Source organism: Nostoc sp. KVJ20 (assembly GCF_001712795.1).
Taxonomy (GTDB): domain Bacteria; phylum Cyanobacteriota; class Cyanobacteriia; order Cyanobacteriales; family Nostocaceae; genus Nostoc.
Genome location: NZ_KV757606.1, coordinates 19,440 through 34,867, shown reverse-complemented (window position 1 = coordinate 34,867; position 15,428 = coordinate 19,440). Strand labels below are relative to the sequence as shown.

At 45.0% G+C, this 15,428-nt stretch carries 11 protein-coding genes and 1 pseudogene; 8 read left to right on the top strand and 4 right to left on the bottom strand.

What is annotated here, in order from left to right; translation table 11 throughout:
* The 4 genes and pseudogenes from A4S05_RS13330 to A4S05_RS13315 form a co-directional block, all read left to right on the top strand.
* Window positions 1–272, top strand: a pseudogene (locus tag A4S05_RS13330) (photosystem II D2 protein (photosystem q(a) protein)); the annotation flags it as partial.
* A complete protein-coding gene (psbC, locus tag A4S05_RS13325) occupies window positions 256–1,647 on the top strand; it encodes a photosystem II reaction center protein CP43 (protein ID WP_069070311.1) in 1,392 nt (463 codons plus the stop codon). The pseudogene A4S05_RS13330 and the gene psbC, both read left to right, overlap by 17 nt.
* Window positions 1,648–1,762: 115 nt before the next feature.
* Window positions 1,763–1,948, top strand: a complete 186-nt coding sequence (locus tag A4S05_RS13320; RefSeq protein WP_069070310.1) for a PCP reductase family protein — start codon at window positions 1,763–1,765, stop codon at window positions 1,946–1,948.
* Between the two features lie 21 nt (window positions 1,949–1,969).
* Window positions 1,970–2,614 (top strand): Uma2 family endonuclease, encoded by a 645-nt coding sequence (locus A4S05_RS13315; protein WP_069070309.1) that lies wholly within the window; start codon window positions 1,970–1,972, stop codon window positions 2,612–2,614.
* Window positions 2,615–2,669: 55 nt separating this feature from the next.
* On the opposite strand, the gene A4S05_RS13310 is transcribed toward A4S05_RS13315, so the two are convergent.
* The 4 genes from A4S05_RS13310 to A4S05_RS13295 all read right to left on the bottom strand — a co-directional run bounded on the left by A4S05_RS13310 (window position 2,670) and on the right by A4S05_RS13295 (window position 10,577).
* A complete protein-coding gene (locus A4S05_RS13310; protein WP_069070308.1) occupies window positions 2,670–3,506 on the bottom strand; it encodes an SWIM zinc finger family protein in 837 nt (278 codons plus the stop codon).
* Window positions 3,507–3,689: 183 nt separating this feature from the next.
* Window positions 3,690–5,972: a tetratricopeptide repeat protein gene (locus tag A4S05_RS13305; protein WP_069070307.1), complete on the bottom strand. Its 2,283-nt coding sequence runs from the start codon at window positions 5,970–5,972 to the stop codon at window positions 3,690–3,692.
* A gap of 19 nt (window positions 5,973–5,991) precedes the next feature.
* Window positions 5,992–7,014, bottom strand: a complete 1,023-nt coding sequence (locus A4S05_RS43260) for a caspase family protein (RefSeq protein ID WP_069070306.1) — start codon at window positions 7,012–7,014, stop codon at window positions 5,992–5,994.
* 272 nt (window positions 7,015–7,286) lie between these two features.
* Complete coding sequence (locus A4S05_RS13295; protein ID WP_069070305.1) at window positions 7,287–10,577, bottom strand: DEAD/DEAH box helicase; 3,291 nt, start codon at window positions 10,575–10,577, stop codon at window positions 7,287–7,289.
* A gap of 142 nt (window positions 10,578–10,719) precedes the next feature.
* On the opposite strand from A4S05_RS13295, the gene A4S05_RS13290 reads away from it, so the two are divergent.
* The 4 genes from A4S05_RS13290 (at window position 10,720) to A4S05_RS13280 (ending at window position 15,091) form a co-directional block, all read left to right on the top strand.
* Window positions 10,720–11,265 (top strand): GNAT family N-acetyltransferase, encoded by a 546-nt coding sequence (locus tag A4S05_RS13290; RefSeq protein WP_069070304.1) that lies wholly within the window; start codon window positions 10,720–10,722, stop codon window positions 11,263–11,265.
* Between the two features lie 101 nt (window positions 11,266–11,366).
* Entirely contained in the window at window positions 11,367–13,523 is a 2,157-nt protein-coding gene (locus A4S05_RS13285) for a polyribonucleotide nucleotidyltransferase (protein ID WP_069070303.1), read from the top strand.
* Window positions 13,524–14,069: 546 nt separating this feature from the next.
* Window positions 14,070–14,210 (top strand): hypothetical protein, encoded by a 141-nt coding sequence (locus A4S05_RS41570; protein ID WP_176727000.1) that lies wholly within the window; start codon window positions 14,070–14,072, stop codon window positions 14,208–14,210.
* Complete coding sequence (locus tag A4S05_RS13280) at window positions 14,210–15,091, top strand: DMT family transporter (protein ID WP_069070302.1); 882 nt, start codon at window positions 14,210–14,212, stop codon at window positions 15,089–15,091. Before A4S05_RS41570 ends, A4S05_RS13280 begins: the two co-directional genes overlap by 1 nt.
* Window positions 15,092–15,428 lie beyond the last annotated feature (337 nt).

Sequence of the window (15,428 nt, the reverse complement as noted above, 5' to 3'; positions counted from 1 at the left end):
ACAAACGCTGGTTGCACTTCTTCATGTTGTTCGTGCCAGTCACAGGTTTGTGGATGAGTGCCGTCGGCATCGTCGGTTTAGCACTCAACCTACGGGCTTATGATTTCGTTTCCCAAGAATTACGGGCGGCGGAAGACCCTGAGTTTGAAACCTTCTATACCAAAAATATTTTGCTGAACGAGGGTATCCGCGCTTGGATGGCTCCTCAAGATCAACCCCACGAACAATTTGTATTCCCTGAGGAGGTATTACCACGTGGTAACGCTCTCTAATAGACCAAATGTCTTAGGCGGCGCTGGACGCGACCAAGAATCCACTGGCTTTGCCTGGTGGTCTGGTAACGCACGTTTAATCAATCTATCTGGCAAACTACTGGGTGCTCACGTTGCCCACGCTGGTTTGATTGTATTCTGGGCTGGAGCGATGACTTTGTTTGAAGTCGCTCACTTCGTTCCCGAAAAGCCCATGTATGAACAGGGCTTGATCTTGTTACCTCACCTTGCCACTCAGGGCTGGGGTGTTGGTGCTGGTGGTGAAGTCATTGACACCTTCCCCTACTTTGTTGTTGGTGTACTCCACCTAATTTCCTCAGCCGTCCTTGGCTTTGGCGGTATCTATCATGCCGTTCGTGGCCCAGAAACCTTAGAAGAATACTCTTCTTTCTTTGGTTACGACTGGAAAGACAAGAACAAGATGACCAACATCATCGGCTTCCACCTGATTATTTTGGGATGCGGTGCGTTGCTGTTGGTGCTGAAGGCAATGTTCTTTGGTGGTTTGTATGACACTTGGGCACCAGGCGGTGGTGACGTTCGTGTTATTACCAATCCGACATTGAACCCAGCAGTTATCTTCGGTTATGTAATCAAGTCTCCCTTCGGTGGCGAAGGCTGGATTGTTAGCGTTGATAACTTGGAAGATGTGGTCGGTGGTCACATCTGGATTGCCTTTATTTGTATTGCTGGCGGTATCTGGCACATCTTCACCAAGCCTTTTGCTTGGTCACGTCGTGCATCCATCTGGTCTGGTGAGGCTTATCTCTCCTACAGCTTGGGCGCTCTGTCGTTGATGGGCTTCATTGCCTCAATCTACGTTTGGTTTAACAACACCGTTTACCCCAGCGAATTCTACGGCCCTACCGGGCCAGAAGCTTCTCAAGCTCAAGCTTTGACCTTCTTGATTCGTGACCAACGCTTGGGTGCTAACGTCGGTTCTGCCCAAGGCCCTACAGGTCTAGGTAAATACCTGATGCGCTCTCCAACTGGTGAAATCATCTTCGGTGGTGAAACCATGCGTTTCTGGGATTTCCGTGGCCCTTGGTTGGAGCCTCTACGTGGCCCCAATGGTCTTGACTTGGAAAAAATCAAGAATGATATTCAACCTTGGCAAGCTCGTCGCGCCGCTGAATACATGACCCACGCTCCTTTGGGTTCTCTGAACTCCGTAGGTGGTGTGGCTACTGAAATTAACTCTTTCAACTACGTATCTCCTCGCGCTTGGTTGGCGACTTCTCACTTCGTACTAGGATTCTTCTTCCTAGTTGGTCACTTGTGGCACGCTGGTCGCGCACGGGCTGCGGCTGGTGGTTTTGAGAAAGGAATTAACCGTGAGACTGAGCCAGTGATGTTTATGGACGACCTAGATTAGGTTGTAAAGTTTATCTCATCACTGACAATCAAATAGTCTAAAAGCTCTTGCGTAAAAGCAAGGGCTTTTTTTATAGGAAAATTAGTAATCTAGTGATTAAACGGTAATTAATACTATGAGCGATTCCAATTTTATTGATGCTTTGCGATGGACATCTGAAGCTAAAGAAAAATTGCAAAATATTCCTTTTTTTGTCCGCTCTCAAGCTAAAGCTAGAATTGAACAGCTGGCTCGTGAAGCAGGACAAGAGGTTGTGACGGCTGATTTGGTAGAACAGGCTAGGCTTGAGTTTGGACAATAAAATATTCTGGAGATCGTAACAATGACAGTCGCCAAGAATCGAGCAGACCGAGTAATGCTTTATGACATTAGCTGGCAACAGTTTGAAAATCTTCTAAAAGACTTAGGAGAGCATCGGGCAGCAAGGTTAGCTTACGATCGCACTACTTTGGAAATTATGATACCTTTATCAGAACACGAATATTACAAAGAAGTAATTAGTATTGCAGTTCAAGACATCGCTGAAGAGTTGGCTATAGACTATGAAAGTTATGGCTCGACTACTTGGAAGCGAGAAAGCCGAATGGCAGGGGTAGAGTCAGATAACTGCTTCTATTTTCAGAATGAAGCTACGGTTCGGGGTAGATTGGATCTGGATTTGAAACAAGACCCACCACCTGATTTGGCACTGGAAATTGATATTACCAGTAAGTCTTTAAATCGTTTTCCCATTTATGCCCGCCTGGGAGTACCAGAACTCTGGTGTTATGACTCCGGTGAACTAAAGATTTATCACCTGCAAGATGGAGAATATGTCGAATCAGAGAACAGTTTAGTATTTCCTACTTTAGCTATTCGGGATTTGCCAAAACTGATTGAGCAAAATCGGGCAGATGGCAGACGGGCAATTCGTCGGGCAGTGCGGAAGTGGGTGAAGATTGAACTACCCAATCAACCTAATTCATAATTACGAATTACGTTAGCGTAGCGGGGCATAGCCCATTACGAATTACGAATTATGATCAACTTCCTCCCACATTCATCGCTGCTAAAACAGCCTTCTGGCTTACATCTCTGTAAAGGGTATTCAAATATTTCATTACCACATCACTCGATGTAGAATTTACTGTATTTTCCTCTTCTTTTGCTAGGGGAATCGCTTCCAGTACATCTAATATTGTCTCACTGCTGGAGGGCACAATCACTACCAAAGATGACTCTAGTGGCTCATTATATTGCCAGAAAGATTCAATTTTTACCGAGTACTTGGTATTAGGAATTGACTGTTGAACATCAAGCGCTTCTGTGGCAGGGGTTTCAATCTTGGCGCTACGTAACTGTCGCAAATCGCTGATAATTTGCTCTTTGGTACGTCCACGCAATTGAAAGAGTACAAAGGGGTCTTCACTGAAGCGATCGCCTAGCTGATAGTACAGCGCACCAATGTGTTTACAGGGATTTGCTTTATCAGGACAAGAGCATTTACTTTGGACATCACCAAGGGTAAAAGGAAATATCGAAAGACCATTAGCCGTGAAAACTTCTTCTATATTTTGTGGCATTTCTCCTGCTAGTAGCTTGGCAGCAAAAATTGCCCTTTGGGACATGGTTTCAATTACATAACCCCACTGTTCATCAGTAAATGGTTCAAGGGAAAGGGAAACTTTATAGGGTTCGATTTCACTACCTTGCACCCTAGCCAATACTTTTGCACCTTTAAATTCAATGCTGAGAACATTTCCTTGACGAGCATAATTTCTCGCACGTTCTAAACGCTTTTTAAAGCGATAGGAATCTAGTAAGTCTAGCCATTGTTGTGACCACCATTCTCGGCTTGCTTGTAATGTGTAATTAGTCATAATAAATTTAAAATTCAAAATTATGGAATGGATGGGTTAATCTTACTTTGTGACAGTTACCTCAGACTATAGCGCTTATCGTTGGGGGCATATCAGTTTCGCAAAGATACGGCTACAGATTGGGAGTCTGGGACTACACATAGACGTGAAACCTTGAATTAATTACGAATTACGAATTACGAATTATTCCATCCCCGCCTTGCGCCGCAACCGCTCAACTAATCGGCGCGAAAAATCCAAGCCCTGATCGCGGAGACGCTCTTGGATATCCAGGGCAGACTGTGCTAACGGTAGCGCCTCTGCGTAGCGCCCCTCTTCCTCCAGAACTCGCGCCAGACCCACTTGAGCGCTAGCCAGCAAGTCTTGCCGTCTCACTTCCTGCGCCAGCACTAACTCACGCTCGTACCAGGCGCGGGCTTCTGAAGGGCGATCGCGGTTAAGGGCTAGAAGTCCCAAGCAGGCGCAATTAGTTGCTTGGCTTGCTTTATTTCCCAGTTTTTCTTGTATCGCCAACGCTTGCTTGTAGTAGGACTCGGCGCGATCATGTTGTCCCTGCGATCGCACAACTCCTCCCAGATCGTTGAGGGCGATCGCCTCACGTTCTTCCTCTCCTAACTCTCGGTAAATTGCTAATCTCTCCTGGTGCAGTCGCTCTGCCTCTTTCCAGTCCTGGCGTTGCGTTGCAATCTGTCCTTGCAAACCGATTGCTACAGTCTTCTCCAGACGACTACCACCCCGCTCCATCGCCTCCGCCATCTGAACCGACCAACTTGCTACCCTATCAGTCTCCGCACGATTGTAGTAAATAAAGGCAGCATTATAAGCACCCCAACCAGCATCGCTCCACTGACCGAGCGCCTTTCCCGCCTGATATCGCCACTCACCCAAGCGCACCCGCTCATCCCAGTAGCCGCGAAAGAAGAGGAAGTTATACAAAGCGTTTTCCAAATCGATGAGCATTTGGGCAGCCTGTCGGTCTTTCAATGCACCGGGGATACCTGCCATCTCCCGCAGGGTTGTTGCCACGCCCTCTAGATTCTGCCACTCGGCTTCCAGCTTGTCGTATGTTTTGTAGGCATCTTTGCCCTCACCTCCGTACTTCTGGGCAAAGTCCACCCAGTAGCGCAGAACTTTGCGTTCGGCAGCAGAGTCAAGCCACTTCTGGGCGTAGCCTAACCAGTAGTTCAGAACTTTTGGAATAAAAGAGTCAAATCGATTTTCACCCGCTAGCGGCTGCGTCCCTATAGTAATAGTATCTGTCCCAACCATAGCTGCTCGAATATAGGAGCGGGTGAGGGGGTGCAGTCCAAAGCGTTCCCCATCCAAGTCATTTACCAAAGATAGAGTGACTAACCGCTCTAAAGAAACTTGAATTTCAGTAAGGACTAAATCTGTAGCATCTACTAGTGCTGCTTTTGTTCCTGGTGTCTGGAATACAGCTAAGGCAGACAGCACTGTGCGATCATTTTTAGAGAGAGTTTTGGCAGCATCGGCAAACAGAAACCCGTAGAGATCCTCAGATTTGGCGGCATTCCGCAACCGCTCTAGGGCAACACTGATAGAGTAGCCTTTGTGTGCCACCTGTCCTAATGTCCAATCTAGTGCTAGGGGATTGCCACCAGAGGCTTCATATAAAGCGGTCAATATCTCTGGCTTTGTGGCGTTTAGTTCCTGGGCTAGACGGGAGTGCGACTCTCCCTTCTTTGTCATTAACTCCAAAGCTTCTGTCTCTAAGAGACGATCTAAGCGGATGGTGACGGCGCTTTCCCCAGTGCGGCGGCGGCTGGTGATGATGGCTTTGTTGGGGGTGGGCAGTTTCCGCAAAAACTCGGCAATCATATCGCGTTCTTCTGCATTCAGAGTTTCCAAGTTGTCCCAAATTAATAGGGTGCGCCGTCCCCGTAGAGCATCGAGAAGGGCGCGGCGGCGTTCTGTGGCATCAGTCATTTTCACAATGTCTGTCTGTCCCAACCCCTTGGCAAATTCCCGGCAGAAGCTATCGAGAGAAGACAGAGCGAGGGTTTCTTCCCGCACTCCTTCAGCTGAGAGCCAGGTAGTTTTGGCAGAAACAAACAGGTAGGCATCAAACAAGGCTTCCTTACGGGCTAGGTATGCTACCTCCAGCGCTAACGCCGTTTTGCCCATACCACCAATACCATCGATCGTCACACCCCAACCGCGCTCCTCTGGTGAAAGTGCTTCCAAACAACGGGCGATTTCTTGTTTTCGTCCCACAAACACATCGTTATAGCGGGGCAGATTATCAGGCACGCTTGCGGGGCGTTGTCCCTGTAACTGGCTTAATCGCGCCTCTAGGCTAGTGACTTCCTGGCGTTTCTCGTCTAGTTGTACCTTCAGATGAGCCGGAATAGTCAAGTTGGTATAGCCTGCCGCCTGCTGTTCCAACACCGTCAGTATCATACGGGCGGTAGAAAGCATTTGTTCGAGGTTTGTTTGATCTTCCATAGCAGCTTGTGGGAATTACTTACTCTGATTTTTGCAGTCTAGCTTCAAGATTTGCCACTTCTTGACGTTTTTCTTCTAGCTCAATTCTCAGATGACCTGGCATTTGCAGCTTACCAAATCCAGCAGCCTGCTCTTCTAAAATTGCTAGTGAACGACGTGCCATTGCCAATGCAGGTGTTACAACCTCTTGATTGCTCATCACTCTAGGCAAATCTGCGACTGGGGTTGAGTTTGGTAGTCCCTTCCCTCCCCGCAGCATGGCAATAGGAAAATCTTCCATCGCCGTATCAAAAAACGGAGTCTGTTCTGCCTGACGTTGGTTTCTGGCGCTCTCTGGAACGGTTTTACCCAAATGATTGATCAGATTTGAGAGCATAACTTTGGAATCGCCTGGTTGATTAGCCGATCCCCGCAATGCCTCAATTAGATGATAAGTATAGAGACTCATGGTTTTATCAGGACGTATCCAAGAAACCTGATTGCCTCTGGAAGACGTAAACACCGCGCGTCCTTCGCCCTGCTTCAAGGCATCGACTACGCCCTTGGGCAATGCCGTAGCGATAAAATCAGCAGGTAGTTCGCCTTTAGAAGTAGCCATACCCTCTGCATGGCAACTATCAATTACCACCCACAATCGCTTTGCTTGAATCTGCCGCAAAGCTTCAGTAAATTCTTGGGCAGATAGGGCGGTGTTAGCAATGTCTGTGGATTTGAAGTCATGTTGCAGCAAATAATAAGATTGACTTGATAAGTCAAAGCACCCATGACCAGAGTAAAAAACTACAATTGTTGCATCTTTATCGGCAGCAGCCTTTTCCTTTAACCACGTTAATCCATCTAAAATTTCACTGCGCGTTGTCTGTTCATTCTGCAATAAGCGAATATGTTCGGAATCATCCAGATAGGCACACAAGTTTGGATCGGTTAACACTGTTTTCAGGGCTTGCACATCTTTAACTGTGACAGGCAATGAATATCGAGATTCGGCTGTTCTGCCAACCCCAATTAACAATGCATAACCGTGGGCAAAGTGATTCGACATGATGGCACAGGGTAAACAAGAAGGTGTGATAAGCTGTTACGCATTTAAGTTGCACATCAACTGGTGAGGTTGTCCTTTGTCATTTGTCCTTTGTCCTTGGTAATACACAAATGACTAATGACGGTCTACACGGAAAATAGTGCAATATGTAGGCGCGTTAGCTTATTTTTCAATATCGCATATTTAATCTAGTGGTCTGTCCCATTAATTTTGCGAGGTTTGTAGTGAGCGCTTTAGCGCTCACATTAAGGACTAAAGTCCTTACTACAAACTTATTCTGCATCATCGTCAATTACTGCACTGCGATCGAGTAATAGTAAGTTGCGGAGTTGGTCTGTATCCAGTTCTGTCAACCATTCTTCACCAGCGCCTACAACTTGTTCAGCTAGTTGTTTCTTACTTTCAATCATGTCATGAATTTTTTCTTCTAAAGTGCCAGTACAAACAAATTTATGTACTTGCACGTTTCGGGTTTGACCAATCCGAAATACTCGGTCTGTAGCTTGATTTTCCACGGCTGGATTCCACCACCTATCAAAGTGGAATACATGATTTGCTCGTGTTAAATTTAGTCCTACTCCACCCGCTTTTAGAGAGAGAATCATAATTGGTGGCCCTTGAGGATCGTGTTGAAAACGGTCGATCATTTCCTCACGTTGTTTTTTGCTGGTGCTACCATATAAAAACAATATTTCTCGCCCAAGCTGTTTTTCTAAATAGGGCTTCAGTAATTTACCCCACTCAGCAAACTGTGTGAAAATTAAAGCTCTATCGCCTTCTGCTAAAACTTCTTCTAACATTTCTTCTAGCCGCAGAAGTTTGGCTGAATTATGTTGTTCTAATGTCGCTTGTTTCAAATATTGGGCTGGGTGATTGCAGATTTGTTTAAGTTTGATTAACAAAGCCAAAATCATCCCCCGACGTTGCAATCCTTCAGCAGATTCTATCTCTACTAAAGATTGTTCTACAACTTGTTGATAAAGTGCAGCTTGTTCACCAGTTAAACCACAAAATACGGTCATTTCTTGCTTATCTGGTAAATCTTGAATTATGTCGCGATCGCTTTTCAATCGCCGCAGTATAAATGGTTGCACTAATGAACGTAACTGAGTCAAAGAAGCCGTATCACCATACTTTTCAATTGGCATGGCAAACCGCCGCTGGAAAAATTGCTTATTGCCTAAATACCCAGGATTGAGAAAATCCAAAATAGACCATAATTCTTGCAATCTATTTTCTACGGGTGTCCCCGTCAATGCAATGCGAAATGTAGCTTCTAATTCCCGCACTGCTTTTGACTGCTTCGCCTCTGGGTTTTTCACATTCTGGGCTTCATCTAAAACAATTATCTGCCAAGAGACACTTTGCAATGATTTGATATCTCGATGAAGCAGTGAGTAGCTGGTGACGATTAAATCGTGCTTTTTCACTGCTTCTAAAAACGCTTTCCCTTTTGGGCGTTTGTCCCCGTGATATTGCAAAATTTTCAGGCTTGGTGCAAATTTATTGACTTCCCTTTCCCAGTTGCCTAAAACCGAAGTTGGGCAAACTAGCAGTGTTGGATTTTCTAGTGTATACTGCTCTTTGAGATGTAGCAAAAAAGCGATAAACTGCACGGTTTTACCGAGTCCCATATCGTCGGCGAGACATGCACCTAAGCCCCAACGTTCCAAGAAGGATAGCCAAGCAGCGCCTCGTTCTTGATAGGGTCGCAATTGCCCTTTAAAGCCTGCTGGTGTGGGCAAAGGTGCGATCGCCTGATTATTATTCAGCGCCCCAATCAACTCTTGCAATGCCCCAGATGCATCAAAGCTGACCACTGGTAACTTTTCAATCGCCTGAGTATCCCCTGTACTCAGACGCAAAGCATCTTCCAGTGAAAGCGCCATTTGGTCTTTGCGAGTGGTAAAAAATGTTTGGGCTGTCTTGATGTCTTGCGGACGCAATTCTACCCACTCACCGTTAATTTCCACTAGCGGACTATTTAAAGCCACAAGTTTATCAAACTCGGCTTTGGAAATAGTCTGTCCACCAATTGCTAATTGCCATTGGAAATTTAGTAGACTCTGTAACCCTAAACGTCCCTGCTTTCCTTTTGGAGTTTCGGCAGTAATTTTCAAACCCAAACGGTTCGCCCATCCTTCGCGGTTTGCCAAACTAGGAGGCAAAATTACTCCTAAACCACTGTCTTCCAACCTCCAAGCTACAGCTTTGATAAACTCATAAGCTTGAATGGGGGTGAGACGAGAAGCTTGGGGATATTCGCTTTCAAAACTGCCTACTATTGTTGGATATAATCGGGAAGCTACACCCAAACCTCGCAAAAATGTTTCCTGTGGTTGCTCAATTGTCCGATTTTCATAAACCAATCGTTCAACTGGATTGTTCCAAATAGTTGCCGCATCCACTAAAAACTCAGGATTGTCAGCCGCTTGCAGGAAATATGCTAACGTCCAATCTGTTTCACCGGACTCTGGAGAACGCAGTTGAAAACAGGTACGAAATAGAGTTTTAAGAGTTAATTGGTATTGTAGCGGCATAGTCCAAGCCTTGAGTGCCGCTTCCAGTCGTTCTACTTCAATGGCATCTGCATTGACAGTGCCAGATGTACTAGTTAAGGCTTGCAACCACTGTCGTACCCCAGGTGGTAAAGATGCGATTGCCTTAGCTTCAATTGGAGGTTGAGAACCTACCATTTCTCGTACTTGGGCATCTATCGTACTGTTGAGAAATCCCAAAAGTAATTCTTGAGGTTCGGTTGGGAAGTCTACATAGATTGGGCATGGGGCATGGGGCATGGGGCATGGGGCATTAGTTATTAATTCTTCTCCACCCAGTCCCTCTTGATAAGTACGACAAACCAACGGCATATTCGCAGAATATTTTTCTAGGCGAGTTCCATCTACTGCACTGTCTAGAAGTACTCGCCATTTGGCAGCAAATGCACCATCTGATTGTCGGTCAATTGTTGGTAAAAACTTACACCGTGAGATTAAATCTAAACTCCAACGGGCAACCTGCGACCAAAAGCGTAAATCTCCACCCAAAAAGGCATCTTCCCCTTTAGCAGCATTTAAGGGAACAGCAGCGAGAAATTTTATTGCTTCGCTGGGGTTGAGACAAAAACCCTCAACTCGCCACGGTTGCAGATATTGTGGGGAGTCTGTATTTTCCCCCAAGCTGGCAGAATGTACAGGAAAAATCGCTGTTGTTCCTTCATGACTGCTTTCTGGGATATAAGTTGGTAGGGCAATGATTTGAGAGTGCGTTGGTAAACTGATTTCAGGCGCACTGGCGGCTTTGCGGGTTCGCCCAGTAGTTGCGATGGCTCCGCCCGCCGCAGGCATCGCAACTTGGGGTTTTTGGATGAAGTTGGTAATTGCCATGTTCTGGGAACGCAACCACTCACTCAACTCAACTGATGTCATTGCCAATGGATGTACTGGTATATCTCCAAATCCATTAGACTCGAAATTCACTCGTGGCGATCGCCAAGTTTCCCCCCAAATAAATAAACGACTATTTTGATTTCTTAGTAACCAATTACAGTGTAAAATCGCCATTTGCTAATTACTTATATTTTCCCAAAACTCAATAATTAAAATTGCAACTATTCTACTTTTTGCATTTTATCAAGAAGACTTTTTGACAAAATTGTGCATACAATAAATATTTAAGTAATTATTCCACATAACATCGTTAATAATGAATTTTCCCCTAATTAAAGTTTTAAAAAATGGAATATTAGTGGAACTAGATTATATACATCCTCAAGAGCATGAGGTTGTAAGAGCATTACTGAATGTTGTAATTGTTGAAGGTAAAACCTATCCGCAAAAGCAACCTTTATCTCAGGCAGAATTTTCAGCTTACTGGTTAAGCAAAGATGCCTTTGTTGTCAGGACATCTGTTGTAGATCCTACACACAAGCCAAAGGAAATATTAGGGGCGTTTTATTTAAAGCCAAACTTTCCCGGTCGGTGTAGCCATATTTGCAATGCTGGTTTTATTGTACAACCTGGGTTACGAGGTCAGGGTATAGGGCGGTTCATGGGAGAGGCTATGCTTTTGATCGCAGCAAACCTGGGCTACGAAGCAGTAATGTTTAATTTGGTCTTTGAGACTAATATACCTTCAATTACACTTTGGCAGTCATTGGGATTTGAGATTATTGGGCGAATTCCAGGTGCGGCGAAGCTAGAGAATGAGCAGATGGTAGATGCGCTGATGATGTATCGCCCTTTGTATTGAACGACTTGTCTATCTTTGTATGTACCAGAAGTCAGCCATAGGGCATAAATGTTAGGATTGCCACAGAAAGAGAATAGCGAAAGAGAAGGAAAAAAAACTGAATGGCAGAAGTTGACAAGTCAATATCCTTCGATGGAAGGGATATTCGACTGAAAGTAGGCCTACTTGCTCCCCAGGCTGGTGGGTCGGTTTTGATAGAATCAGGGGACACATCCGTTTTAGTGACGGCTACGCGATCGCAAGCCAGAGAAGGCATTGATTTTCTTCCCCTAACAGTAGATTACGAAGAAAGGCTATATGCCGCTGGTCGGATTCCCGGCGGGATCATGCGGCGGGAAGGTCGCCCACCAGAAAAAACAATTCTCACCAGCCGTCTTATAGACCGTCCCATGCGTCCTTTGTTCCCCTCATGGTTGCGGGATGACCTACAAATTATTGCTTTAACGCTGTCGATGGACGAGTTAGTTCCACCCGATGTGTTAGCAGTTACAGGCGCTTCCATTGCTACCCTGATTGCTCAAATCCCTTTTAATGGGCCAATGGCAGCAGTGCGGGTTGGTTTAGTAGGAGATGATTTCATCATTAACCCCACTTATGCTGAAACTGAAGCTGGAGATTTGGATCTAGTAGTAGCAGGTTCACCACATGGCGTGATCATGGTAGAGGCGGGAGCCAATCAGTTGCCAGAGCGAGATATTCTTGAGGCGATTGACTTTGGTTATGAAGCAGTGCGGGACTTAATCAAAGCGCAGCAAGATTTAATTGCAGAACTGGGTCTGGTCATAGTGCAAGAAGCACCACCAGAAGTAGACCAGACGCTAGAAAATTATATCCGCGATCGCGCCAACGGTCAGATTAAAAAAATCCTGTCTCAATTTAGTTTGACCAAACCTGAACGCGATGCAGCTTTAGATGTCGTCAAGGATGAAATTGCCGCGACGATTACCGAACTGCCAGAAGAAGATCCCATTCGAGTTGCTGCAACTGCAAATAAGAAGGCACTTGGTAACACTTTTAAAGATATTACCAAACACTTCATGCGGCGACAAATCATCGAAGATAACGTCCGCGTTGATGGTCGTAAACTCGATCAAGTGCGTCCGGTTTCTTGTTTAGTTGATGTCTTACCAAAGCGAGTCCACGGCAGCGGTTTATTTAACCGGGAACTAACTCAGGTATTATCCACCTGTACCCTGGGTACACCTGGAGATGCTCAAAACCTCAACGATGACATGCAGCTAGATCAGCACAAGCGTTACCTGCATCATTACAACTTCCCGCCGTTCTCAGTCGGGGAAACCAAGCCAATGCGTTCTCCAGGAAGGCGTGAAATTGGTCACGGGGCTTTGGCAGAACGAGCGCTCCTACCTGTGCTACCCTCAAAAGAACAATTTCCCTACGTGATTCGCATCGTCTCGGAAGTACTTTCTTCCAACGGTTCCACCTCAATGGGTTCAGTCTGCGGTTCCACCCTCGCCCTGATGGATGCTGGTGTACCAATTCTCAAACCCGTCAGTGGCGCGGCAATGGGTCTGATTAAGGAAGGGGACGAAGTACGAGTCCTGACGGACATCCAAGGTATTGAAGACTTTTTGGGCGACATGGACTTCAAAGTTGCCGGGACAGATACCGGAATTACCGCCTTGCAAATGGATATGAAAATCTCCGGTTTGTCTTTGGAGGTGATAGCCCAAGCCGTCCACCAAGCCAAAGCAGCCCGGTTGCACATTCTGGAGAAAATGCTCGCCTGCATTGACACGCCGCGGACTGAAACCTCACCTTATGCCCCACGTCTGTTAACAATCAAGATTGATTCAGACATGATTGGTCTGATCATCGGGCCTGGAGGCAAGACTATTAAGGGGATCACAGAGGAAACTGGTGCAAAAATTGACATCGAAGATGATGGCACCGTGACAATTTCGGCTGTGGATGAGAACAAGGCCAAGAGAGCTAGAAATATCATCCAAGGCATGACCCGCAAGTTGCACGAAGGGGATGTCTATGCAGGACGCATTACTCGGATCATACCGATAGGTGCATTTGTGGAATTTTTACCTGGGAAAGAAGGCATGATCCACATTTCTCAACTAGCTGACTACCGCGTTGGCAAAGTTGAGGATGAAGTAGCGGTGGGCGATGAAGTAATTATCAAAGTGCGCGAAATTGATAACAAAGGTCGCATCAATCTCACCCGCTTGGGTATTCACCCAGATCAAGCAGCAGCAGCACGAGAAGCTGCGGCGGTAAATCGTTAAATCGATTTGGGATTTTAGATTAGATTAAATCTAAAATCCGCGATGCCTATTGTGAAGGCATCGCCGTATGCTTCTCTATTTAGTTGCAATTTTGTAAGATTTCTGATACCAAATTACCGAACATTTCTTTGTAATCTCTGCAAAAATGTTCAGTGCTCCACAATACCCACTGATAAGATACTTACGTGACCGTAGTTGTCTTAGAATCAGTATCTATTAAAATACGGTATACTTTATTGAAAAGTTGAATTTTCAGATTAGCGATCGCACTTAAAGCAAAAATATTTTGAAAGCTAAAGGCGCTCTGCTAGTTTTTAATTTGTTGCCCAGTTGTGTTATGTCTAAAAATTTATTGTTATAGGATTGTGCAATCTCTTCAGCCTTATTGACAATGGAATAACAAAGGAAAGTTTTTGGACAGTGTTCGGTTTTGTCGTGCGCTTTTTCCCTGCGTACTAGTTAACTTCAATAGCACAGTGAATGGTACAGTTGGGATTGGATTAATGCAAACTTCCTTTACCTTTTAATTGCAATGTGTAAAAAGGCATGAAAATCGGATTAGTAGAATTTACTCAAATAAAAATCCTAGATCCTGAAGGCACTGACTGGACAAAGGAAAACCAATATTCTTTATGCGATCGCATTCTCTATGGATGTAAAGAAACATTATTCAATCAATTAGTTTAATGGAAACTAAAAATTCATTACATTTAAAAGGAATAATACTGCTTATCCTTGTTAATGTAATTAGCGCTACAACCTTTCCATTGACTAAAGACATCGTTAGTAGTCTTTCACCAAGTGCATTGATTGTCAGCCGCTTTGTCATAGCGGCAGGGGTTTTTACCTTAAATTTACGTAATATTAATGCACTTTTATTTCGTGATGGTACAGTACTAGGGCTTTTGCTTTTCTTTTTCTTAGCTATAGAAACAGTTGCACTCAAGACGATCCCAGCAAACCGGGCAGCATTCATTGGCAGTTTGAACGCACTCATCGTCCCCCTACTAGGATGGCTGAGTGGTCAACGCGTGCTGTTAAGAAGTTTCCTGGCTGCTGGAGTAGCTGTGATTGGTATTGGCGTGATGTTTTGGGAAGGGGGAGAACTAGGAATTGGCGATCTATTGATGTTTGTTGATGCTTTTGTCTATGCAGCATACATACTTTTTTTAGAGCGAGTCGCCTCCTGTCACCCCACTTTAACACTCACTAGTGTTCAACTTTTGTTCATTGCGTTAGTAGGGGTACTCTGGAATAACACACAAATCCTTAACGAATTTGAGGCAATTCGCCAGCACTGGGGAGCGATTCTCTACTTAGGGTTGTTGGCGACGGCTGCTGTCATCTGGCTTCAAACATTAGCACAGCAATGGGTTTCATCTGACGAAACCGCATTACTCTATACACTTGAGCCATTGTTCGCCACAATTTTCTCGTTTTGGCTACTTGGAGAACATCTGGGAATACGCGGTTTCATTGGTGCAATTCTTGTCTTAGTTGCTCTGTTTCTAAGTCAAATCCCTCAAAAAATTGAGCCGGAAGCAAAAGTTGAGGTACAGAGCAGTTAACCGACTATTAACTTATTAGAATCATAAACTTCTTAGGTTGGGTTTCGTTCCTAAACCCAACCCAAAATTAGCCTTAACCCAATACAGTTCAGATAAGACCAAAACACTTGTAGAGACGGCGATTTATCGCGTCTCAAAAACCCACAATTTTCTACACTTAGCCCTTAACTGAACCGTATTTATCCTTAACCCAGGCGTATTTCAATACTGCACGCTTTGTGCATTTTTAACTCGGAATTGGGTTTGGGGAAAAGGTTAAAGGGTAAAGGTTAAAGGTTTTTTCTTTCCCCTTTTCCCCTTAACCGACAAGTATTGAGGCGTATTGCTCTTTAATCTA

Coding starts and splice junctions, on each gene's coding strand:
- A4S05_RS13320 (WP_069070310.1), top strand. CDS start 1,763: ATGAGCGATTCCAATTTTATTGATGCTTTGCGATGGACATCTGAAGCT.
- A4S05_RS13315 (WP_069070309.1), top strand. CDS start 1,970: ATGACAGTCGCCAAGAATCGAGCAGACCGAGTAATGCTTTATGACATT.
- A4S05_RS13310 (WP_069070308.1), bottom strand. CDS start 3,506: ATGACTAATTACACATTACAAGCAAGCCGAGAATGGTGGTCACAACAA.
- A4S05_RS13305 (WP_069070307.1), bottom strand. CDS start 5,972: ATGGAAGATCAAACAAACCTCGAACAAATGCTTTCTACCGCCCGTATG.
- A4S05_RS43260 (WP_069070306.1), bottom strand. CDS start 7,014: ATGTCGAATCACTTTGCCCACGGTTATGCATTGTTAATTGGGGTTGGC.
- A4S05_RS13295 (WP_069070305.1), bottom strand. CDS start 10,577: ATGGCGATTTTACACTGTAATTGGTTACTAAGAAATCAAAATAGTCGT.
- A4S05_RS13290 (WP_069070304.1), top strand. CDS start 10,720: ATGAATTTTCCCCTAATTAAAGTTTTAAAAAATGGAATATTAGTGGAA.
- A4S05_RS13285 (WP_069070303.1), top strand. CDS start 11,367: ATGGCAGAAGTTGACAAGTCAATATCCTTCGATGGAAGGGATATTCGA.
- A4S05_RS41570 (WP_176727000.1), top strand. CDS start 14,070: ATGAAAATCGGATTAGTAGAATTTACTCAAATAAAAATCCTAGATCCT.
- A4S05_RS13280 (WP_069070302.1), top strand. CDS start 14,210: ATGGAAACTAAAAATTCATTACATTTAAAAGGAATAATACTGCTTATC.